A 23,964-nucleotide genomic window follows, 5' to 3' on the forward strand; every position below is an offset into this window, starting at 1 on the left:
ATATCATTAATATCATTTTGTCTAAAAATTTAAACTTTTTAATTTTTAAAAACCTTGATATTTTAAATCAATTAAATGGCTGCATAACAATATTTATTATCAAAAATTTTTAAACAAAAGATTTGATTTTTATCATCTAAACCTAATAATTAAAAAAATAAAAAGAAGTAATAAACAATTTATATTTTCTTGAATATAAAATCAAGAAAATAATAAGGAAAGTTAAATTTTAGGTTTTAAGGTGTCATTGACACCTTAATTAAGTTCGTTATTTATTTGCTTTTTCTATATATTCTCCACGAACTGTATCCACACGAATTACTTCGCCTTCTAAAACATGAAAAGGAATTTGCACCACAGCTCCTGTTTCAAGTGTAGCAGGTTTTTTATTTGATCCTTGAGTATCTCCTTTAAAGTTAGGAGCAGTTTCTATGATTTTAAGTTCAACAACCTGAGGAACTTCCACTCCGATAGCTTTACCATTATGAAAAAGAACATCCACCATCATACCATCAAGCATCCATTTTTTAGCTTCGCCTACATCCTCATCGCTTATAGCTACTTGCTCGTAAGTTTCTGTATCCATAAATTGACAATTTTCTCCATCATCATAAAGATATTGCATAGTTTTATCTTCTAGATTTGGAGCTTCACATTTATCCCCAGCATGAAAAGTTTTTTCAAGAACTTTTCCATCAATAAAAGATTTAATTTTAATACGAACAAAAGCAGGGCCTTTTCCTGGTTTTACGTGTTGATATTCTACTATTTTAAAAGGAATTCCATCAATTTCTATTTTTAATCCCTTTTTTAAATCACCCATCGAGTAAGATGCCATAACATTCCTTTTATATTAAAATAAAGCATAATTTTAGCAAAAAATATTTGATATCGCAATTAAATTTAAGTATTTTTGCGTTAAAATTTAAATGCAAAGCATAGCAAATGCTCGCTTCTATTCAAGAAGAGGAAAGTCCGAGCTGCAAAAGACAAACATTCCATCTAACGGATGGCTAGGGAAACCTAAGGGATAGTGCAACAGAAAGAAAACTACCATAAATTTTTTATGGAAAAGGTGAAACGGTGAGGTAAGAGCTCACCAGCGATTTTGGCAACAATTTCGGCTATGTAAACCCAATGTGCAGCAAGAAGGGATGGTTTTAGTCTTTATTTTAACCCTTCGCTTGATTTTGTTTGCAAAAACAAAACTAGATAAATGAGCATTCTAGACAGAACTCGGCTTATCGCTATGCTTCACTCATAAATACAATATAGGTTAATTTCTATCTTCTTAGTAAAAATAGATTTATTTAACTTTCTTTAAAATATTTCAAGATAATCTAAAATTAGCATAAAACCTTATATATTGTTTAATTCTTCAAATAAAACTTTTAAAGACTTATATCAACATAATTTATAAAATTAATTCCCCATGGCGTTAAAAAAAACTATGTTAAAATATATAAAAAATAATTTAAGGATTAAAATGCAAAAAAAATCTTTTTTAAAAATTAATGGTATTTTACCTTTTTTATTTGTAGCTTTTATTAATGCTTTTATTGATTTAGGACACAAAATTATAATTCAAAACACTATCTATAAAATTTATGAAGAAGACACTCAACTTTTATTAACAGCCATCGTCAATGCGCTTATACTACTACCTTTTATTTTAATGCTTTCTCCTTCAGGATTTTTAGCAGATAAATATCCTAAAAACTGGATTATGAAAATTTCGGCCAGCTTTAATGTGATTTTAGCTATTATCATTTGTGCTTGTTATTATAATGGAGCCTTTTGGACAGCCTTTGTTTTTACTTTTATTTTAGGAATTCAAGCGGCGCTTTACTCTCCTAGTAAATATGGCTTCATAAAAGAGCTAGTAGGAAAAGATTTTCTTGCTATGGGAAATGGTGCGGTTAATGCTGTTAGCATAGTTGCAATTTTAGCCGGAATGGCTGTATTTTCACTTAGTTTTGAAAATCTATATCACACAAATAGCACTAATCCTTCAGAAGTTTTAGAACAAGTAGCTCCTTTGGGGTTTGTACTTATATTTTTTTCACTGCTAGAATTTTATTTAACTTGTCGCTTGCCAGAATTAAAAACTGAAAATAAAGAATTAAAATTCAATAAAAAAGAATACTTTAGTGCTCAATTACTAATTAAAAATTTAAAGCTTATTTTTAAAAATAAAATTATTTGGCTATGTATCGTTGGAATTTCTATATTTTGGGCTATTTCTCAACTTTATCTTGTAACCTTCCCTGTTTTTAGTAAAAATGAACTTTTAATTAAAAATACTTTTTTTGTGCAAATTTCTTTAGGTTTTTCTGGCATAGGTGTGATTTTAGGGTCTTTAATGGCAGGTAAATTTTCTAAAAATTATATAGAATTAGGACTGATTCCTTTAGGAGCGATAGGAGTTTTTATTATCACTTTATGTATCCCGTATTTTACAAGTTTGATCACCTATAGTTTTTTATTCTTTTTATTTGGTTTTTGTGGAGCAATGTTTATCATACCTTTAAATTCGCTCATTCAATTTCACGCTAAAGAAAATGAACTTGGAAAAATTTTAGCTGGAAACAATTTTATACAAAATATAACTATGTTAGCTTTTCTTATTTTGGCTACCTTGTTTGCAAATTTAAAACTTGATGTTGTTTATCTTTTTTATTTTATTATATTTATAGCATTATTGAGTGCATTTTATGTTATATACAAGCTTCCATTTTCTCTAATAAGAATTCTTTTAAATATCGCATTCTTAGGAAGATATCGTTTGCTTGTAGAAGGATTTGAAAATATCCCAGAAAAAGGCGGAGCATTGCTTTTAGGCAATCATATTTCTTTTATAGATTGGGCCATTGTTCAAATGGCTATACCAAGAAAAATTTATTTTGTAATGGAAAGAAGTATTTATTCTAAGTGGTATATTAAATTCTTTTTAGATAAATTTGGCGTAATTCCTGTTTCAAGCGGAGGAAGTAAAGCTAGCTTAGAGCTTATTGCAGAATATATCAAAAATGGCAATCTTGTTTGTTTATTTCCAGAAGGTGTGTTATCTAGACATGGACAATTAAATGAATTTAAAGCTGGATTTGAACATGTTTGTTCCAATTTAGAAGAAAATGATGGAATTATCCTACCTTTTTATATTAGAGGACTTTGGGGAAGTTCTTTTTCTAGAAGTGACGAAGAATTTTCCATCAGAAATAAAACCTTAAGCAAAAGAAATATAGCTATAGCTTTTGGCAAAGCGATGCCATTGCATTCTAAAAAAGATGAAGTTAAGGCTAGAGTTTTTGAGCTTTCTTTTATGGCTTGGAAATCTCAATGTGAGGCTATGCATACTATTGCTAGGGCATGGATTGATAATGCTAAAAGAAATCTTAATAATATAGCTATAATAGATACTATAGCAGGTGCAATTACTTATAGAAAAATGCTTAGTCTTAGTTTGATTTTAAGTACTTTTATTAAAGAAAATACTCAAAAATTAAATATCCATACTCAAAGAGGAAGTTATGCCCCTAAAGAAGAATGTGTAGGTATTTTACTTCCAGCATCCTTTGCAAGTTCTTTGCTTAATCTTTCAGTACTGATTGCTCAAAAAGTTGTTGTCAATCTTAATTTTACAGCTGGAGAAAAAGCTTTAAAAGCTGCTATAGAAAATGCACAAATTTCTCAAATTTATACTTCAAAAAAATTCTTAGAAAAATTAGAAAGCAAAGGCTTAAAATTAGAATTTGATAAAAATATTCATTTAATTTATATCGAAGATATTATAGATAATTTTAAAAAACAAAAGGCTAAAATTATAAGAACAATGTTAATGGTAAGTATTTTACCATCTTGTATTTTAAAAGTTATATTTACCCCTTCTAAAAACAATCTTGCCATAGCAGCTATACTTTTTAGTAGCGGCAGCGAAGGTGCACCAAAAGGCATAATGCTTAACAATAGAAATATTTTAAGCAATATTGCCCAGATTTCTGATGTTTTATGCACAAAAAATAGTGATGTTATGCTCTCATCTTTACCACCTTTTCATGCTTTTGGATTAACAGTTACTACTTTTTTACCACTACTTGAAGGGATTAAAAGCATCACTTTTGCAGATCCAACTGATGCTTTAGGTGTAGCCAAAGCCATAGCTAAAAACAATGTAACTATAATGTGTGGAACATCTACATTTTTAGGAATTTATGCAAGAAATAAAAAATTAGATGCTTTAATGTTTGAAAGTTTAAGAATTGTAGTTTCAGGAGCTGAAAAACTCAAAAATGAAGTTAGAAACGCTTTTGAGATGAAATTTAAAAAGACTATTTTTGAAGGATATGGAGCTACTGAAACCACTCCTGTAGCAAGCGTAAATCTACCAAATCGCTTTGATGCGAATTATTGGATTATACACCGCGCAAACAAAGAAGGAAGCGTGGGCATGCCTTTACCAGGAACCGCAATTAGAATCGTTGATCCAAATACTTATGAAAATCTTAAAACAAATGAAGATGGATTAATACTCATAGGTGGTCATCAAGTTATGGTAGGATATTTAAACAACAAAGAAAAAACAGATGAAGTGATTAAAGAAATTGATGGTATTAGATGGTATAATACAGGTGATAAAGGGCATCTTGATGAAGAAGGTTTCTTATATATTGTTGATCGCTACTCTCGTTTTGCAAAAATTGGTGGCGAAATGATTTCTCTTGGAACGTTAGAAGAAGAAATAGCCAAATTTATCAATACTGATGTAGTTAAATTCTGCGCTGTGGCTTTAGAGGATGAAAAAAAAGGAGAGCAAATTATTTTACTTATTGAATGTAATGATGAATTTTTTGAAGGAATTTGCGAAGCAATTAAAAACTCTAATATGCCCGCTATTTTAAAACCAAATCGCTATTTTAAAGTAGAAAAAATTCCTCTTTTAGGTTCTGGAAAAGTGGATTTAAAAGGAGCTAAAGAATTAGCGAAAAGTCTAATTTAAAAGAAAATGGTAACATTTTTATCATTTTCTTTATTTTTTGATATTTTTTATATATTCTCTCAGTTTATCTTCTTTTAATTCTTGAATTTTTCTGCCTAATTTTTTTCCATTAAATCCGCTATTTATAAGATCTTGTGTTAAAATTTTGCTCTTAAATTTATCCTCATAAAGCTTAAGTTTTTTAGCTTGGCCTACCCTTTTTTCATTCCAAAGCCCAAGCCATTCTTTTAAAGGCATATCAAAAGCAATCTTTGCTAATTCAAAATCATCAATTTCATCTAGATAAAAAGATTGATTTACTTTCTTTAAATATTCTTTTTTTAATTTAGTTTTTTTAAAAAATGTTTCTTTATTAAGTTTAAAAAAATTTAGATATAGATATAAAAACAAAGCTTCATCTTTTATAAATTTTCTACTTTCTTCAAGTAAATTTTGAAATTCTAAGCTTTTAAAATCACTTTCAAAACCGAAAATCTCTTTCTCTAAATGAAGCTTTTGCAAATATTTATATCCAACTTTGAGTTGAAAACTTTTAAAAAATTTATAAAGTTCTGCATTGATTCTATCTTTACTAAGATCTTTAATATTCATCTTTTGCATTACATTTAAAGTTTCACTAGCTATTTTAAAATTAAATCTTGAGGCAAAAACAATAGCTCTTAAAATTCTTAAACTATCTTCTTGAAAACTTTTTTCATCAATATGTCTTAAAATACCATTTTTTAAATCTTGTAAGCCATTATAAAAATCTAAAAATTCTCCGCTAAAAATATTAATCATCAAAGCATTGATGGTAAAATCTCGCCTTCTTGCGCCTAGTTTTTCATCATTGCAAATTTTAACTTCAAAACCTCTATGACCATAAGATATTTTATTTTCTACTCTAGCAAGCGCTAAATCAAAGTTTTTAAATTTATAAACAAAAAAACTTTTACCAAAACCTTTTGCACCTAGTTTTTGCATAATAAAATCAAATTGTTTTGTATTTATATCATAAATTTCGATATCATAATCGAAAATTTCTAAACCCAAAAGCATATCCCTAACACTACCGCCTACTAAATAAGCTCTTTGGGTATAAGGTTTTAAGAAATTTGCAATAAAAGTTAAATCTAAATTATTTTTTAAGTCTATCTTCGATATTTGCAAGTAAAAACTCTAAAAAATTGGTTGTAAGATTAAGCCTTGATTCCAAATCTTCTTTTTTCACACTATTTAAACCCTCAAAAAGAACCAAAATTCTCTCTCTAAGATTACTAAAAAATATTTCTTCATTAAAGCTTTGTGGCTCTGGGACAAAATGAGATTTTTCTTCTAGGATATATGACAAATTTTCGCTTTCTTCAGTATTTTGCGTCGTAATTTCAATTTCTTGCTTTTTTACTGCAGTTATTTCATCTTGAAAATCTTTAGAAGTCTCTTCTATAATCGGTTCATCATTTTTTTCATTACTTTTTATGATATCTTCTTGTTGTTTTAAAATTTCACTTTGTCTTCTTTGCTCTTCCATAATAGAACTAACTTCACTGATTGTTTTTTTTGCTAAATCTTCTAAATTCATATTTTTACCAGCCATCTTTTAAATTCATTTATTTCAGTATCACTTTTCATATTAATAAAAAAATCAAGCATTTGAGCATTTAAATCTTTATGCTTAGATCTAAAACCGCTAAGTCTGCGAATAGCATCGATAGCATTTTGATTACTAGGATCTTTTTTTAAAATATTTTTATAAATTTCTAAAGCTTCTTCTTTAAGTCCTTGTGCTTCATAAATAGATGCTTCAGTGATAGTATTTTTCATTAATCTTTCCTAGTAATTTTTTATTTATTTTAGCAAAAAGCAATTTAACCTAGCCTTTAATCAAGCATAATACCAATTGCTAAAATAATAATACATAGAGCACTTATTTTATTTAATTTACTTAAATGTTTGTTCATAAAAATTTTAAAAAAACTTCCACCTAAAGCATACAAATTTAACGAACAAAATTCAATCAATAAAATCATACTGGTTAAAAATAATACACTAGTATGAAATCTTAAAAATGAAGGTAAGATTGATAAAATAAAAATCCAAGTTTTTGGATTTGTAATCGAAGTAATAAAACCTTGAAAAACCAAAGAAATTTTAGCTTTTTTAGTGATTTTTATCTCATAAATTTTAGCATGAGATTTAATCAAGTTAAAAGCTATCCAAAAAAGATATAAAGCTCCAAATATTTTAAAAATTTTAAATAAATTAGGATGCTGAAAAATAAAATTTGAACCAAAAGCACAGCAAATAACAATGATTGCCAAGCCAAATAATTCTCCAAACATCATCCATAAAACATTTTTATAACCTAAAGAAAGACTTAAAGAGAAAGCAAGATTCATACATAAACCCGGAAGTAAAGAAACGCTTGCAAAAGTAAAGATAAATAATAAGTAGTCCATTTTATTGTTTTGATTTAGAGTTAAAAAGCTTTTCTATATATTTACTTCTTTCATCTATCAAACTAGAATTTATCTCTTGCTTAACCTCCTTTTTAGACTCAATTTTATTATTTTCATTACTAAAATATAAATGATCTATTCCAAAAATAACGCCTATGATGATCAATAAAGGAATTAAAAATATCATTTTTAGCCTTTTTAAATTTTATTAAAAATACTACCATAATATTTTATATTTTCAGCTTTTTCATTTTTTTCTATTGTTTCTATTGCACCACTATCTATAGCTTTTTGCATATCTTCATCTAGATCCTGATAAGAAAAAACCATATTAATACTAACTATATTCGGCAATTGCTCTAGCATTTTATAAGAATTTAATTCATCTTCCAATTTTTCACTCTCAATAACAACTATAATCTTTTCCTTTTCACAAAGCTCTACCGTGCAAAAAGGAATTTTAGCAATAGCCTTTTTTAAATCATCTACATATTCTTCTTTTGCCATAATCAAAACACTAGAAAGATTATTCATTAATACTCCTAAATATTTATCGTATCACCAAAATTCATAATAATTAAATCCTAATGGTAAAAATAACCTATAGCTACTATAGACTATTATTTTCACAAATAAAAAATACTCTTCTTTTTTATTTTATATGCTTATGTTACTTAATTTTTTAAGTTTCTATCATCGCAATTTTATTTCAACATAGAAAATCTTTCATTAATTAAAAATGCTTTTACACAGTTTATTTTTTATTATAGATCGTTACAATAATTTTATTTTTATTAAAGATAAAAGTTCTTTTAAGCTTTTATCTTTAATATCATATTGCATTTTTATCTTTGCAATCATCTAAATCTTAAGCTTTGTTTATGAATTTTTAAAATTTATTTCATAAAACAAAGCATAAAAATTCAAACGTAAAAAAGAATTTTTTATTTATTATTTTACACCCACATTGATCACATCAATAAGATTAGAGTGTTTTTTTAATTGTTCATTTTGAAATTCAGGTTTAAAACTATTTCCTACTAAAGGTTTAGCATCGCTTTGTGGCACATGACACTGAGTACAATTAAAACGCGCATCGCTGATACTATCTTTAGTACTTTTATTACGTCTAAAATCATAATAATGACTTGCTGGAAGTGGAGTTGCGCCTACATCTTTAGCAATAGATTTATCATGACAACTTAAACAAGTATTATTATCCTTTGTAATAGGAAGCATATCCGCAATTGAATGAGGAATAAGAGGTGGAGCATTTTCATAAGATCTTTCAAAACGAGTTGATTCTCCAGGTTGTAAATTCGTATAATTTGCCTCCACTAAAGAAACTTTATTTTCATTTTCTAAACTTGCTTTTCTAAGCCCAATTTGTTCAGAACTTAACCCATTATTAACCCCACATGCAACTAAAAAAAGAGTTGCTGTAGCTGAAAGTAAAATAATTTTCTTTTTCATCAATTTTTCCTTAAATCAAAAATATTAAAATTTAAAGCATTATCATTACAAACTTCTATACATCTACCGCATCTAATACATTCTCCTGAAGTTACCCTTGCATTCTTTTTACCAATCATCCATAAAACTTGTTTTTCTGGACAAATTTCAATACAATGATAACATTTAGTACAATTTTGACTTTTATGCTGAATTTTTATCAAAGCAAAGCGAGATATTAAGGCATAAAAAGCCCCTAAAGGGCAAATATGAGAACAAATTGCTCTAGAGCTTAAAAAAGCATCTATGCAAAAAATTACAAAAGCGATAAATATCCAAGAAGTGGTACCAAAAATAATTCCCCTATGCACAATTCCTATATAAGAAAAACTTTCAAATACAGGTAAAGATAATACAAAAGAAAGAATTAAAACTAAAAATAAAACATAATAGCGAAATTTTTTATTTAAAATTAAAAATTTACTATTTTTAAATCCAAATTTAGAACGAATAAAAGCAGCAAAATCTGTAATCAAATTTATAGGACACACCCAAGAGCAAAAAGCTCTACCTAAAAAAATTCCATAAAGAATTGCAATAATTATAGCGCCAAAAAGAGCAGTTAAATCAATACTTAAACTTGCTAAAAAAATTTGTAAAACTGCAAAAGGATCGCTTAAAGGTATAACACTAAAAAATCTAGAAGAACTTAAATCCCCTTTTAAAATAAAATCTGTTGCTTTAAAACTAAAAAGAGACAAAATTCCTATTTGAATCACACGTCTAGCAATCAAATATTTCATAAATTATCTCCCTCATTAAGATAATCTTGTGCTTTTTTAGCGTTAAAATGTTTAGAAGGGTTAATATTGTCTAAGCGTTTTTCATCATTTTTATCCCAACCCTTTACATAATGATTTGAATCTTTTCCTAAAATAAATTCACGAGGTAAAATCCGAATCGAAGGTGTTTGAGTAATACAAACCTTTTCGCAAATTCCACAACCTACGCAAACATCATTATCAACAACAGGAATTAAAAAAGCATGTTTTGCTGTTCTTTCATTTCTTCTATATTCTAATTTTAAGGCTTTATCGATCAAAGGACAAGCTCTTTGACAAGCGTCGCATTGCAAACCCCAAAAGGCAATACATGCTGAAGAATCCACAACAGCAACTCCCATTTTTAAAGATTGTATCCCTTGATCTAAATGTTTTTTATCTAAAGCATCTGTTGGACATTCTTTTATACAAGGAATATCCTCACAAAGATGACAAGGAATTTCTCTAGCTTTAAAAAAAGGTGTACCAGTTTTTGGTTTATCTAATAGATCAGCGAGTTTTAAAGTATCCCAAGGGCAAGCTTTAACACAAAGTCCACAACGGATACATTTACTCAAAAATCTTTCCTTATCTTCGGCTCCAGGAGGAAGCAAATAATAATCATCCTTAGCTTTTAATTTTATACTAGCTAAAAATCCTCCTGCTGTACAAAGACAAGCCCCTTTAAAAATAAAGCTAAAAAATTCTCTTCGTTTCTTCATTTTTTGCTAACCTTTAAATTAAGCCTTATAAATTTTTACTGCACATTTTTTATAATCAGTTTGTTTTGAAAGCGGACAGGTAGCATCCAAAGTAACTTTATTAATATACACATTTTCATCAAACCAAGGAACATATACAAGACCTACTGGTGGTTTATTTCTTCCTCTCATATCAACCCTTGCTTTGACTTTGCCACGACGTGATTCTATCCAAACTAAATCATCTTGTTTTAAACCTAGTCTTTCTCCATCTTTTTCGCTCATATAACAAAGTGCTTCAGGAACAGCTCTATAAAGCTCTGGAACACGCATAGTCATTGTACCACTATGCCAATGCTCTAAAACCCTACCAGTTGCTAACCAAAATGGATATTCTTTATCTGGTCTTTCTGGAGCTTTCATAAATGGTCTAAAGAAAATTTTTGCCTTATTTTTAATACTGTGCGGTTTTTCTTCGCTTGGAGCTTTCAAATCACCATTTGTTAGCATTTTATCAAATTCACCATAGAAAGCAAAATCAGAATTTGGAGAAGCTTTCTTAGCGTAATAATCAAATTTTGTATTAAATCTCCATTGAGTTTCTTTACCATTGATAACTGGCCATCTTAAACCTCTTACTTTATGGTAAGTATCAAATTCAGCCAAATCATGTCCATGACCTAGACCAAACTTTCTATATTCTTCCCAAAGATATTTTTGAACAAAAAATCCATAACCTTTAAATTCTTCTCCATCGCTACCTTCGATTTTTCTTTCATCTCCATTAGCATCAGTATTATCAAAACCTTTAGCAATTGGATCATTGGTTTTAAAACTTCTTGCTTCTTTATTGGCAAATAATACATCAAATAAAGTATTATCTTCATCATATCCCATAGCTTTTGCTTCTTCTAAGACACTTGGTAAAGTAAGCTTATCATCAACCTTTTGCTCTTTCCAAACTTCCTTAAGTTTAAATCTTTTTGCAAATTCAAAAATTTGCCAAGTATCACTCATAGCAGCACCTACTGGTAGAACTTGTTGTCTCCAATGCTGAGTTCTTCTTTCAGCATTTCCATAAGCACCCCATTTTTCATAAATCATAGCACTTGGTAAAATGAGATCGGCTACTTTTGCTGAAATTCCTGGATAGCAATCGCTTACAACGATGAAATTATCCATATCTCTAGCCGCTTTAATCCAGTGATTTGCATTAGCAGTATTTTGCCATGGGTTATTTACTTGAACCCAGATAAATTTAATTTTACCATCCTCTAAATCTCTCATAATACCAACAAAAGGAGATCCTGGCTTTGGATTGATTGTTTTTGCTGGGACTTTCCATATTTTTTCTGAAATTTCTCTATGTTTTGGATTTGCTACCACCATATCAGCAGGTAAACGATGTGAAAAAGTTCCTACCTCTCTTGCTGTCCCACAAGCACTTGGTTGCCCTGTTAAAGAGAAAGCTCCAGAACCTGGTTTTGCTTGTTTTCCAAGTAATAAATGCACCATATAAGCTTGTTCATTAACCCAAGAACCGCGAGTATGTTGATTAAATCCCATAGTCCAAAAACTTACTACTTTACGATTTTTTTCTATATACAATTTTGCTAATTGTTCAAGTTTTTTCTTAAAATCCTCCAAAGATTCATTATCATCACCTTTGGCAACTTTTGCTGTGTATTCAAGCGTATAAGGAGCTAAACCTTTTTTGAATTCCTCAAAAGAGATTTCCCAATTTTTATCTGCTACATTTCGGTGTTTCATATGGAATTGATCACCTTTTTTTACTCCAAGATATGCTAAAGAAGTTGCTTCTTCATCATCTAAAGTAATCACATTTTCTTTTTCAACTGTATCTTTTTCACTCACTTTAAATTTAGGATGATTTGGGTTGTTTCTCATACCATAACCAATATCTGTATAGCCTGTTGCAAAAACACAATGTTTATTGATAAATTCTTTATCCATAGCTTCTGGATAATTATAAACTATTTCTCTTGCAATATAATTCCATATTGCTAAATCAGTATTTGGTTTAAAAATAATTTCAATATCAGCAATATTTGAAGTTCTATTAGAATAAGTACTTAAATTTACAACTTTAACTTTATCAAGATTACTTAATTTTCTATCACTTACTCTAGACCATAAAATAGGATGCATTTCTGCCATATTAGCACCCCAAGTAACAATAGTATCTGTAAGCTCTATATCATCATAACATCCTGATGGCTCATCAATACCAAAAGTTTGCATAAAACCTACGACTGCTGAAGCCATACAATGTCTTGCATTTGGATCGATATTATTAGTTCTAAAACCAGCTTTTGCAAGTTTTAAGGCTGCATAGCCTTCCTGAATAGTATATTGACCACTACCAAAAATACCTACACCACTTACGCCTAATTCATTGTAAGCTTTTTTAAATTGTTTTTCCATTTCATCAAAAGCCCTTTTCCAAGAAACTTGTTGAAATTTACCTTTTTTATCAAATTCACCTTTATCATTAACACGCAATAAAGGCATAACAAGACGATCTTCTCCATACATAATCTTAGCATTAAAATATCCCTTAATGCAATTAAGACCACGATTAACCGGAGCTTCAGGATCTCCTTTTGTAGCAACTATTTTGCCGTCTTTTCTGGCTATCATAATTCCACAGCCTGTTCCACAAAATCTACAAACGGCTTTATCCCACTTCCAACTTTCTTCTTGCTTAGCAAGCATAGAAGTTGGCACACTTAATCCTGCTACACTAGCAGCACTTGCAATAGCGGTATTTTTAATAAAATCCCTTCTATTCATATACTATTCTCCTTTTAAAAAAATAAAAAGTCGATTAAATTATAACAATTAAATGTAAATTTTGTTTTATCTTTTTCAATAAAAGTAATAATTTTAAACATCTATATTATGGTATTTTTAAGGTAAATTTATATTAAATAAAAATAATATAAAATAATAAAAAAATCCTAAATAGCTATGTTTATTAAAAAAATCAAAGAAGAATATATTTTTAAAAGATTTGTTATTATGATAGGTCACAAAAAGCTTGTGACCAAAATACTTAGCTTAATGGCAGCCGCAACCACCACAACCACAGCTATTAAAAAAAGCATCAAGTTTAGAAATATCAGGCATTTCTGTAATTTCATTAACTAATTCTTTATAAACTATTTTTCCATCTTTAATCACAAATACAGCACGTGCTAAAAGACCTTCTAATGCAGTATCTTCAATTAAAACTCCATATTTTTGACCAAATTCTTTAGAAACAAAATCGCTAGCTACGGTTAAATTTTCTATACCTTCTGTGCTGCAAAATCTTCCCATAGCAAAAGGTAAATCCATACTTACTATAATAACTTCTGCTCCATTATAACTTGCTACTTTTTTATTAAAATCTCTAGCTTCTGTAGCACATACTGGAGTATCAAGACTTGGTACACTTAAAATAATTTGAGTTTTTCCAGCTGCACCAATTTCAACTAAACTTAAATCTTTTGCTTTTAAATTTAATTTTGGCGCTTGATCTCCAACTTCTAAAGCATTTCCTTTAAGTTTTACTGGACTGCCTTTAAAATTAACTGAACTCATAATATTCTCCTTTTTTTTATAATTTAAAACATTAAAATTATGTTTTAAGAGTAATTATATCTTATAAATACTAATATTTTTTTAAAAATCAAAGTTTCTCCGCTTTGCAAAGTCCAGCTTCTATTAAAAAACATGAAGGAGCGAAAGAAGTTTTTTTATTTTTATCATATTTTGCATAACTTAAATAAAGTATATTCTTTGCTCTAGTTACTGCTACATAGAAAAGTCTTCTTTCTTCCTCTAAGCTTCCTCCCATTCCCATAAGTTTTTGATTAGGAAAACGACCTTGCGCAAGATCTATTACAAAAACAAGATCAAATTCTAGGCCTTTGCTTGCATGAACACTCAATAAACTAACTCCTTTTTCACTGCCCATTTCGCTAGCACCTAGGGTTAAAAAATTATAGTATTTATAAATATCACTATAATTTTTAGCAAGCTCTCTTAAAACGTTTAGTTTGCCTTCTATTTTTTCTAAATTTTCGGTTTTTCGTGTTAAATCAACTTGTCCTGCCTTATTTGTTGCTCTTTTAATAGCAAGTTCTTCGCAAATTTCCCTATAAAATGAATTTTGACAAATTAACTTTACTAAAGCCAAAGAATGCTTCATCTCTATAGCTTCTTTTAAGAAAAAGTAAATTTTTTCTAAATTTTTAGCACATAAATCATTAATTTTTGAAATTTTTAAAACGGGATGAGTATTAAATTCACTTAGTAAATTAAAACGCTTTTCATCCAATAATTCATCTAAATCCCCAAATAGACCAAGTTGATAATTTCTCTTTTGATGATTTTTTAAACTAACACTTTTATCAGGATCTAAAAAACCCTTAATTAAGCTCCCATGTCCTAATTTCAAAAGTGCATCAAAAATTTCTTTTGCTAATACCCCTCCAACTCCTTTGGTATATTGAATTAAATGGATAAAAGCCATAATATCTTTTGGATTAATAACCAAGGCTAAAATCGAATTAAAGGCTTTAACTTCTAAACTTTCAAAAAAACTACCGCTACCTTTTCTACTACTTGCAATCCCTTGCTCTCTTAAGGCCACCTCAATCCCATCAGCACTTGAATTATTTCTAAAAATAACAGCAATTTCTTCTAAATTAACTCCACTTGTAAATATCATTTTTGCAATATTTTTATATTGGTCAAATAATTCCTCAAAAGTTAATAAAGTTGGTGCTTTAAAGTCATCTTTTCTAGTAACAACTAATTCCTTAGGATAAAGTCTTTCGTTATTTAAAATGACTTTATTTGCCAAAGCTAAAATACTTCTTGAAGAGCGATAATTTTTATTTAAAGAAAATATTTTCGCGTCCTCAAAACGCTCCTTGAAGCTCCCAATAATATTAATATCTGCTCCATTAAAAGCATAAATACTTTGATCATAATCACCCACACAAAACAAACTCTTGCTTTTAAAAGATTCAATCAAAGAGCTTTGTAAAGTATTTGTATCTTGATATTCATCCACTAATATTTCATCAAATTCGTATTTATTTTCTTTCAAAAGTTCTTTTAAATTTAAAAGCAAATCATTAAAATCAACATAGTTAAAACGCTTTTTTTCATTTTCGTATTCTTTGAAAATATCTTCATAAATTTCAGCATATATATTTTGCTCTTCATAATTTTTACAAAACCAAGTAAAAAAATCTTGATCATGTGCTTTGTTTTGAAATAAAGAATATATATCATATAAATAACTTGCTTGATAAGGTTTTATATCGCTTAAATGTCTAAAAGTTCTTTTTTCATAAACACTTCTTAGTAAAGTTTTTAATTCACTAGCTTGTTTTAAAATAATATCTTTGTTTGCATTTTTTAATAAAGTATAAGCTGTACTATGGAAAGTTCCTGCAAGAATTTTATTTGTAATATTTTTGTTAAAAAAAACATTTAAACGACTAATCATTTCTTTGCTGGCTTTATTGGTAAAAGTCAAAAGCATTATTTTTTGTGGATCAACACCCTTGCTTAAAAGATAAGATATTCTTGCAACAATAGTAGAAGTTTTTCCTGTACCTGCGCTTGCAATTATTAAATTATGTCCAAAATCAGCAGTTGCAGCTTGATATTGCTCTTCATTTAATCTAGAAAGTGGCATCATACTCCTTAAAAAAGTTAAAATTATAAAAAAAAATGCTTAAAAATACAAAAATTTAAATATTCTTTATATTTGATTATAGTAAAATAAAACAATATTTTTAAAACAAAAATAAAAAGGAAATTAAAAATGAATTTTAAAGTTTTTTCTGTTATTGCTGGAATTTTAATAGCTGTAATTTTAATACTTGGGGGAACGTATTATTATCTTTTTGAATATCCAAAATCAAATTATTCTTATGCCCCAATAAATAATTATGAAACAAACACTCAAACAAATACATATGAACAAAATACTTATTCTACCCACTCAAATAATAATTATTCAAATAATTCTTACAATACCCCATCTTATCAAGATTATACAAATAATCAAAAGAAAGAAAATAAAGTTGAAAATACCGCAGTCTTAAACAATCAACAAGAGCAAAATATAAGTAAAGAAATTCAAACAAATTCTAATAAAATTAAAGAGCAAAATGCAAGTGTAGTAAATGAAACAGAACTGAATAAAACAATAGAAAAAAAAGTTGAAAAAGTTGAAAATAAAAAAGAAATTACAGAAAAAGAAAAAAAAGCAAAAATAGAAGCTTTAAATAGAGAAATAGAAAGACAAAGAAAAATCCTAGAACAAGAAAAAGCATTGAAAAATAAAACAGGTAAAAATGCTAAAAAACATAATCTTAGTGTTGCGCAAGAATATTTAACTATAGGAAAAGATAGTCGCTTGGAACCACAATTAAGCACTGAAGGTATGCAAGTATATATTTTAGATGGAAAATTTTTGAGCGACTATAGAATCAATTTATTAAAAGAAATATTAGATCCTATACAAACAAGTGCTAAAGATTATAATCTAGCTATTTTTGTAAAAATGCTTCCAAAAGGTGAAATGAAACTAACTGTTTATAATAAAGATATTATATTTTCAGATATGAGAAAAGCTTATAAATATATAAGTGTAGATAGAATTAAACCATATATGAATAATCCACAAGAAATCGATAGCCATATAGCACGTGAAGAAAAAATCAAAAAAATTAGCATTCAGATTAAGAAAGAAGGGAAAGGAAGCGAATTTTCCAAACACATAAAAAGTTTAAAAACAGGAGCTAATTTCGCACAATATTTCTTCCCATTCTGTGAAATGGTAGAAATTTCATCTAAATAATTTTTATGACTAAAAAGTAAAGGTTTATATTTAATATGATATATAATAAAGAAGTTGAAGAAGAATACTATAAAATTTGCGAAGAACGTGGATACTTTGAAATAGATGGAAATAAATCCATACAAGAAAAAAATAAAAATTTTTGCATTATGATGCCTCCTCCAAATGTAACAGGAGTGCTTCATATTGGACATGCTTTAACTTTCACTTTACAAGATATAATGACTCGTTATAAAAGAATGGATGGCTACAAAGTCCTTTATCAACCAGGACTTGATCATGCAGGTATTGCTACTCAAAATGTAGTCGAAAAACAACTTCTTGCACAAGGTATTAAAAAAGAAAAATTAGGTAGAGAAAAATTTATAGAAAAAGTTTGGGAGTGGAAAGAACAAAGCGGTGGTAAAATTTTAGATCAAATGAGAACATTGGGCATAACTCCAGCTTGGAGTCGCTTACGTTTTACCATGGATGAAGGTTTAGCAAATGCCGTTAAAAAAGCCTTTGTTGAACTTTATAATAAAAAACTTATTGTTCGCGGAAATTATATGATTAACTGGTGCACCCATGATGGGGCTTTAAGCGATATTGAGGTTGAATATAAAGAAAACAAAGGAAAACTCTATCATATTAAATATTTTTTAAAAGATAGTGATAAATACTTAGTAGTGGCAACTACTCGACCAGAAACTTTTTTTGGCGATACGGCTGTTATGATCCATCCAGAAGATGAGCGTTATAATAAACTTATAGGAAAAGAAGTGGTTTTACCGCTCACTAATAAAACTATCAAGATTATAGCTGATACTCATGTTGATAAAGAATTTGGAACAGGGGTGGTTAAGGTTACACCATCGCATGATATAAATGATTATGAAGTTGGTTTAAGACATCAATTAGATTTTATAACTGTTTTTGATGAAAAAGGTATTTTAAACGAGCATTGTTTAGAATTTCAAGGCTTAGAGCGTTTAGAAGCAAGAGAAAAAATCGTTGCTAAACTTGAAGAATTAGGATTTATAGAAAAAATAGAAGAATATAATAATCAAGTAGGTTATTGTTATCGTTGCAATAATATCGTTGAACCTTATATCTCAAAACAATGGTTTGTTAAAAAAGAAATTGCTAAAGAAAGTATAGAAAAAGTTGCATTAGGTGAAAGCAAATTTTATCCAAATCATTGGATTAATAGCTTTAATGCTTGGATGAAAGATTTAAAAGATTGGTGCATTTCTAGACAACTTTGGTGGGGGCATCAAATTCCTGTATATTATTGCGAATGTTCAAATGAATGGGCAAGTGAAAATACTCCTGAGTTTTGCCCAAAATGCCAGAGTAAAAATTTCAAACAAGATGAAGATGTTTTAGATACTTGGTTTTCTTCTGGACTTTGGGCTATGAGTACTTTAGGCTGGGGGAATGGAAATTGGGGAAAAGATCAAATTTGGTTTGAAAAAGATTTAAAAGAATTTTATCCTAATTCTTTATTGATAACCGGCTTTGATATTTTATTTTTTTGGGTCGCAAGAATGATGTTTCAAAGTACAAATGCCTTAAAAGCTTTACCTTTTAAAGATATTTATTTACATGCCCTTGTTAAAGATGAGCAAGGCAGAAAAATGAGCAAAAGTCTTGGAAATGTAATCGATCCTAATGAAAGTATTAAAGAATATAGTGCAGATATTTTACGCTTTACTTTAGCTTTACTTGCTATACAAGGAAGAGATATTAAACTTAGCAATGATAAACTTTTACAAGTTAGAAACTTTACCAATAAAATTGTAAATGCTGCAAATTATTTGCTTTTAAATGAAAGCAAATTTGAAGATTTAGAGCATATTATCTTAAAAACAAAACTCGCTAAATATATTTTTTCAAAATTTCAAAACTGCGTTAAAAATGTTAGAGAAAATTTAGATAATTATCGTTTTAATGATGCTGCAAATACAATTTATAAATTTTTTTGGGATGATTTTTGTGATTGGGGTATAGAGCTTAGCAAGGCAGAAAAATCAAGCGTAAAAGAACTTGGAAGTATTTTTAAAGAAGCATTAAAACTTTTAAATCCTTTTATGCCTTTTATCAGTGAATTTTTATATCACGAGCTTAGTAATACAAACTTAAAAACCCATCCATCAATTATGATCAGTCAATATCCTAAAATCACTTTGCAAAATGAAAATGATATAGAAAATACCTTTTCTTTATTGATCGAAAGTATTGTAAGCATACGAAGGGCTAAAAGTCTCATTGATTTAGGAAATTCTAAAATAGAAAAAGCCTACATTAAGCTTAATAATCCTATTCTTGAAAAAGAATTAAATTCATCTATTGTATTTATAAAAACTTTAGCTAAATGTGAAAATATAGAATTTACAAATGAAAAATTAAGTAAAGCAATTTGCGATGTAAGTGATAATTTAGAAATTTTTATTACCCTTGATAATGTAGATCTTAGCGGGATTATATCAAGACTTGAAAATCAAAAAAATAAACTTGAAAAAGAAAGCGCTAAGATAAATTCAATGCTTTGTAATGAAAAATTTATAGCCAATGCGCCCAAAGAAGTAATTGAACAAAACAAAAATTCTTTATTAAATTTAAAAACACAACTTGAAAAAATATCCACTGAACTTACTAATTTAAGAGGTTGATTTTGATAAAAATAAAAAATTTAAAAAAATATTATGGAAAAGAACTTGTTATTGATGATGTTTCTCTAGAAATTAATAAAGGTGAAATTTATGCTATTGTTGGGCATAGCGGTGCTGGAAAATCAACCCTTTTAAGATGTATCAATGGACTTGAGGATTATCAAAAAGGAAGCTTAAAAGTTTTAGATGAGGAAATTAAAGAATTAAAACAAAAATATCCTAAAAAACTTAGAATACTCAGAAAAGATATAGGAATGATATTTCAAAATTTTGCCCTCATGGAAAGAAAAAACATATTTGAAAATGTTGCCATGCCACTTAGAACGCATTTTTCTCAATGCAAAATTTATTCTAAAATTTTCAATAAAGAATACATGAGCGAAAAAGAAATCAATGAAAAAGTGCATTCTTTACTTGAAATTGTAGGACTTAATCATAAATTTAACTCCTATCCAAAAGAATTAAGCGGGGGGCAAAAACAAAGAGTAGCTATTGCTAGAGCTTTAACTTTAAACCCAAAAATTTTACTTAGCGATGAAGCAACTTCAGCTCTAGATCCTAATACTACTAAAAATATCTTAGAACTTATCAGCAAAATTAATACCGAATTTGGAATTACGGTTGTTTTAGTAACTCATGAAATGGATGTGGTAAAAGATATAGCTCAAAAAGCTCTTTTATTAGAACAAGGAAAGATTATAGGAAGCGGAGCTATTGATGAACTTTTTTTAAAGCCTAATCAAAAAATGAGGGAATTTTTAGGCGAAAGTGACTTTTTACCTGCACATGGATTAAATATAAAATTATATTTTCCTAAAGAAGTGGTAGAAAATACAGTCATCACGCACATGGCTAGAACTTTAGATATAGATTTTAATATAGTCTGGGGAAAAATAGAAAAATTAAACGGCAAAGCTTTAGGAAATTTAGTAATTAATATTGATCATAAGGATAGAGATAAAGTGCTTAGCTATATAGAAAAAAATGGAGTATTATGGGAGTTTGCATCATGAATGAAGAAAATTTCTTAAGTGCTTTTTTTAATAGAATATCTCAATTTATCTCTGAAATTTCTTGGAAAGATATAAAAGAAGTTGTAACAGACTCTATTTTAACCTTTGAACAAAACTATGATCTTATCTTAAAACCAGCCTTAAATGAAACCATTTATATGAGCTTAATGTCTGTATTCTTTGGTTTTATTTTAGCTATTATACCTGCAATATTACTTGCAATTTGGGATAAAAATGGTATAAAACAAAATAAATTTGCTTATGCGATTTTAGATTTTATTATTAATATTTTAAGAGCTTTTCCTTTTTTAATACTTATTGTTATTTTATTACCACTTTCAAAAATAATCGTTGGAACTAGCATAGGAACTGATGCAGCTATAGTACCTTTAGCTATTGGCATAGCTCCTTATTTAGCTAAAACTTTAGAAAGCGCCTTTAAAGAAGTTGATAGAGGGATTATAGAGGCTGCTAAAAGCTATGGAGCAAGCAATATACAAATTATTTTTAAAGTTATTTTTGTAGAATCTTTGCCTAATATTATCAATGGTTTAACCCTAATTCTAATCTTTACTATAGGTTTTTCAGCTTTAGCTGGAACAGTTGGAGGAGGAGGACTTGGCGATATTGCTATTCGTTATGGATATGAGCGTTTTAATAAAGAAATAATGATCCAAACTGTTGTTATTTTACTTATATTAGTTCAAATTATACAAATTTTAGGCAATCTTTTTTATTCTTGGTCAAAAAATAATAAAACCTTAAATATTATTTTTTGTTTAATTATTTTATTTGCTATAAGCATTATATCAAGTCTAAATAATGAAAAAAATTGCATTTTTCAAATTATAATCTGCTTTTTTTTGGTTACACTATTTATTTTTATATTTATTAAAAATAAAAAATTATTTCATAACTTTTAAGCAAAGTATGAATAAAAATTAGATATAAAAATAAATCATTTATCAAAAAAAGGGAAAATAATGAAAATTAGAATTTTATTGATATTAAGTTTGTTGGGTTTATTTTTAAATTTAAATGCTTTAGAAACTATCAGTGTTGCCGCTACTCCGGTACCTCAAGCTGAAATCTTAGAGCAAATTAAACCTGATCTTGAAAAAGAAGGTTATAAGCTTGTTATTAAAGAATTTACAGACTATGTTTTACCTAATTTAGCTGTAGATAGTGGTGAGGTTGATGCGAATTTTTTCCAACATACACCTTATTTGGAAGAATTTAATAAAAATAAAAATACAAATCTTGTTAAAGTAGCTAGTATTCACCTTGAACCTATGGCTGTTTATTCTAAAAAATATAAAAGTTTAGATGATATAAAAGAAGGGGCGAGCATTGCTATACCTAATGATCCTACAAATGAAAGTAGAGCTTTAGATATCATTGCGCAAAAATGTTCTTTGAAATTTAAAAACAATGGTTTAAAAACTCCTCTTGATATTATAGAAAATCCAAAAAAAATAAGATTTATTGAGCTCAAAGCAGCACAATTACCAAGATCTTTATCAGATGTAGATTTCGCTGTTATTAATTCTAACTACGCTTTATCTGCTAATTTAAACCCTATTAAAGACAGTATATTTATGGAAGATAAAAACAGTCCTTATGCAAATATTTTAGTTGTTAAAGCTGGACACGAAAATGATCCTAAAATAAAAGCTTTAGTGAAAGCTTTACAAAGTGATAAGGTAAAACAATTTATTTTAAATAAATACCACGGATCTGTTTTACCTGCATTTTAATGAAATTATAATGAAAAATCTGTTTTTTATATTTATAATTTTTATAAGTTTAAGCAAGGGAGCGAATTTAGAAGAAATCAAACTCGCTCTTGCTAAAGAAATTACTAATAATTTTCCAAAAATCATCATCACTCAAATTGATTTAAGAAGCACTTCTTTGCCTAAAGATTTTAACCAATATCAATTTTTAAGGATAGCTAATGGACGCTTTGAACAATCTCAAGGATTTTTAAGAGCGGAATTTAATACCCCTCAAAATATGCAAAAAAATTTATTTTTCCGCTATTTTGTCCAAGGTAATTTGCAAGTTTTAAAAAGTGAAAGAGCTATTAAAAGAGGTCAAAAACTAAGCCCGCTTGATTATAGAAGTGTTTCACTTGACTTTGATAAAGTACCTCCAAATGCCTTAGATATTGAAGATACAAATAATCTTATTGCTAAAAATAATATCAATAAAAATACTATTTTAAAAGAAAATATGTTTAAAACTCTCGCATTAATCCGCAGAAATGATCCTATAATAGGAATATTAAGAGATGGAAATATAGATGTTTCAATAGAACTAACAGCCTTACAAAGCGCTAATATAGGAGATAGAATTCGTGCAAAAAATAAAGAAGGTAAAGTAATGCAAGGTATAGTCGTAGGAAAAAATAGGATGATTATACAATGAAAATTTTGCTAGGAATTTCAGGATCAAGTAGCGTTTCGTTAGGATTAAGCTTATTAGAAAATTTAGAGAAAAAATGTGAGCTTTACTGCATAATTAGCCAAGGAGCAAAATTAAGTTTTTATGCTGAAACCAAAGAAGATTTAAAAAAAATATGTGATGAAAAATTTAAAAATACACATTTTTTATTGGATTCTGATTTAAGCGCTGGTGTTGCTAGCGGTTCTTTTGGTATAGAAAAAACAATTATTGCGCCCTGCTCTATTTCTACTCTAGCTAAAATTAATGCAGGTTTAGCAGATACACTTTTAACCCGCTGTGTTGCCGTAGCTCTTAAAGAAAGAAAAAAAATCATTTTAGGTGTAAGGGAAATGCCTTTTTCTACCATCAATCTAGAACATATGGCAAAATTAAGTCAAATGGGTGTTATTATAGCTCCTCCGATTATCGCAAGCTATTCAAAGGCTAAAAATTTAAAAGAAATGGAAAATTTTATTATTGGAAAATGGCTTGATTTGCTCGAAATTTCTCATACTTTATATCAAAGATGGGAATAATCTAAAAATATTAAAA

The 23,964-nt window shown here is 28.2% G+C and carries 21 protein-coding genes and 1 other RNA gene; 9 read left to right on the forward strand and 13 right to left on the reverse strand.

Translation table 11 applies throughout. The features are described from left to right. Window positions 1–268: 268 nt before the first annotated feature. Entirely contained in the window at window positions 269–838 is a 570-nt protein-coding gene (gene efp / locus CMOL_RS03350; protein ID WP_239820685.1) for an elongation factor P, read from the reverse strand. A 95-nt stretch (window positions 839–933) separates the two neighbouring features. On the opposite strand from efp, the gene rnpB reads away from it, so the two are divergent. Together rnpB and CMOL_RS03360 are read left to right on the forward strand one after the other, a co-directional pair. Then, an RNA gene (gene rnpB, locus CMOL_RS03355) (RNase P RNA component class A) lies at window positions 934–1,260 on the forward strand. A 226-nt stretch (window positions 1,261–1,486) separates the two neighbouring features. Beyond that, a complete protein-coding gene (locus CMOL_RS03360) occupies window positions 1,487–4,996 on the forward strand; it encodes an acyl-[ACP]--phospholipid O-acyltransferase (protein ID WP_239820686.1) in 3,510 nt (1,169 codons plus the stop codon). A gap of 30 nt (window positions 4,997–5,026) precedes the next feature. Here the strand turns inward: CMOL_RS03360 and CMOL_RS03365 are convergent, their stop codons facing one another. The 12 genes from CMOL_RS03365 to CMOL_RS03420 all read right to left on the reverse strand — a co-directional run bounded on the left by CMOL_RS03365 (window position 5,027) and on the right by CMOL_RS03420 (window position 16,127). After that, on the reverse strand, window positions 5,027–6,145 hold the full coding sequence (locus tag CMOL_RS03365) for a CCA tRNA nucleotidyltransferase (RefSeq protein WP_200281626.1): 1,119 nt from the start codon (window positions 6,143–6,145) through the stop codon (window positions 5,027–5,029). Continuing rightward, a complete protein-coding gene (gene ciaD / locus CMOL_RS03370; protein WP_239820687.1) occupies window positions 6,114–6,557 on the reverse strand; it encodes an effector protein CiaD in 444 nt (147 codons plus the stop codon). The genes CMOL_RS03365 and ciaD overlap by 32 nt, the downstream gene beginning before the upstream one ends. Further along, window positions 6,554–6,799, reverse strand: coding sequence for a hypothetical protein (locus CMOL_RS03375; RefSeq protein WP_200281632.1), 246 nt, complete (start codon window positions 6,797–6,799; stop codon window positions 6,554–6,556). The genes ciaD and CMOL_RS03375 overlap by 4 nt, the downstream gene beginning before the upstream one ends. 56 nt (window positions 6,800–6,855) lie before the next feature. Beyond that, complete coding sequence (locus CMOL_RS03380) at window positions 6,856–7,434, reverse strand: LysE family translocator (RefSeq protein WP_275583349.1); 579 nt, start codon at window positions 7,432–7,434, stop codon at window positions 6,856–6,858. A 1-nt stretch (window position 7,435) separates the two neighbouring features. After that, complete coding sequence (locus CMOL_RS03385; RefSeq protein ID WP_239820689.1) at window positions 7,436–7,621, reverse strand: hypothetical protein; 186 nt, start codon at window positions 7,619–7,621, stop codon at window positions 7,436–7,438. Window positions 7,622–7,632: 11 nt separating this feature from the next. Beyond that, entirely contained in the window at window positions 7,633–7,968 is a 336-nt protein-coding gene (locus CMOL_RS03390; protein WP_200281641.1) for a chaperone NapD, read from the reverse strand. Between the two features lie 417 nt (window positions 7,969–8,385). Beyond that, a complete protein-coding gene (locus CMOL_RS03395; RefSeq protein WP_200281644.1) occupies window positions 8,386–8,910 on the reverse strand; it encodes a nitrate reductase cytochrome c-type subunit in 525 nt (174 codons plus the stop codon). Further along, complete coding sequence (gene napH, locus CMOL_RS03400) at window positions 8,907–9,689, reverse strand: quinol dehydrogenase ferredoxin subunit NapH (protein WP_239820690.1); 783 nt, start codon at window positions 9,687–9,689, stop codon at window positions 8,907–8,909. The genes CMOL_RS03395 and napH overlap by 4 nt, the downstream gene beginning before the upstream one ends. Continuing rightward, a complete protein-coding gene (gene napG, locus CMOL_RS03405; RefSeq protein ID WP_239820691.1) occupies window positions 9,686–10,429 on the reverse strand; it encodes a ferredoxin-type protein NapG in 744 nt (247 codons plus the stop codon). The genes napH and napG overlap by 4 nt, the downstream gene beginning before the upstream one ends. 18 nt (window positions 10,430–10,447) lie before the next feature. Next, window positions 10,448–13,222 (reverse strand): periplasmic nitrate reductase subunit alpha, encoded by a 2,775-nt coding sequence (gene napA / locus CMOL_RS03410; RefSeq protein WP_239820692.1) that lies wholly within the window; start codon window positions 13,220–13,222, stop codon window positions 10,448–10,450. Window positions 13,223–13,489: 267 nt separating this feature from the next. Beyond that, window positions 13,490–14,014, reverse strand: coding sequence for a thiol peroxidase (gene tpx, locus CMOL_RS03415; RefSeq protein WP_239820693.1), 525 nt, complete (start codon window positions 14,012–14,014; stop codon window positions 13,490–13,492). An 88-nt stretch (window positions 14,015–14,102) separates the two neighbouring features. Further along, the gene (locus CMOL_RS03420) at window positions 14,103–16,127 is read right to left on the reverse strand and encodes an ATP-dependent helicase (protein ID WP_239820694.1); all 2,025 of its coding nucleotides are present in this window, start codon (window positions 16,125–16,127) and stop codon (window positions 14,103–14,105) included. 129 nt (window positions 16,128–16,256) lie between these two features. Between CMOL_RS03420 and CMOL_RS03425 the strand changes: the two genes are divergently transcribed. Genes CMOL_RS03425 through CMOL_RS03455 form a run of 7 tightly spaced genes read left to right on the forward strand, consistent with a single transcriptional unit; the run spans window position 16,257 to window position 23,948 of the window. Next, window positions 16,257–17,297 carry a hypothetical protein gene (locus tag CMOL_RS03425; protein ID WP_239820695.1) on the forward strand — a complete coding sequence of 347 codons (1,041 nt, stop codon included), beginning with the start codon at window positions 16,257–16,259 and terminating at the stop codon, window positions 17,295–17,297. Between the two features lie 38 nt (window positions 17,298–17,335). After that, on the forward strand, window positions 17,336–19,951 hold the full coding sequence (locus CMOL_RS03430; protein WP_239820749.1) for a valine--tRNA ligase: 2,616 nt from the start codon (window positions 17,336–17,338) through the stop codon (window positions 19,949–19,951). A 2-nt stretch (window positions 19,952–19,953) separates the two neighbouring features. Then, window positions 19,954–20,964 (forward strand): methionine ABC transporter ATP-binding protein, encoded by a 1,011-nt coding sequence (locus CMOL_RS03435; RefSeq protein ID WP_239820696.1) that lies wholly within the window; start codon window positions 19,954–19,956, stop codon window positions 20,962–20,964. Then, the gene (locus CMOL_RS03440; RefSeq protein WP_239820750.1) at window positions 20,961–21,887 is read left to right on the forward strand and encodes a methionine ABC transporter permease; all 927 of its coding nucleotides are present in this window, start codon (window positions 20,961–20,963) and stop codon (window positions 21,885–21,887) included. The genes CMOL_RS03435 and CMOL_RS03440 overlap by 4 nt, the downstream gene beginning before the upstream one ends. A 60-nt stretch (window positions 21,888–21,947) precedes the next feature. After that, window positions 21,948–22,721: a MetQ/NlpA family ABC transporter substrate-binding protein gene (locus CMOL_RS03445; protein WP_200281679.1), complete on the forward strand. Its 774-nt coding sequence runs from the start codon at window positions 21,948–21,950 to the stop codon at window positions 22,719–22,721. Window positions 22,722–22,731: 10 nt separating this feature from the next. After that, entirely contained in the window at window positions 22,732–23,394 is a 663-nt protein-coding gene (gene flgA / locus CMOL_RS03450; protein WP_200281682.1) for a flagellar basal body P-ring formation chaperone FlgA, read from the forward strand. Then, window positions 23,391–23,948, forward strand: coding sequence for a UbiX family flavin prenyltransferase (locus CMOL_RS03455; RefSeq protein WP_200281685.1), 558 nt, complete (start codon window positions 23,391–23,393; stop codon window positions 23,946–23,948). The genes flgA and CMOL_RS03455 overlap by 4 nt, the downstream gene beginning before the upstream one ends. Window positions 23,949–23,964: the final 16 nt, after the last annotated feature.

The sequence above is a fragment of the Campylobacter sp. RM10537 genome (genome assembly GCF_022369435.1).
GTDB classification, from domain to species: Bacteria; Campylobacterota; Campylobacteria; order Campylobacterales; family Campylobacteraceae; genus Campylobacter_D; species Campylobacter_D molothri.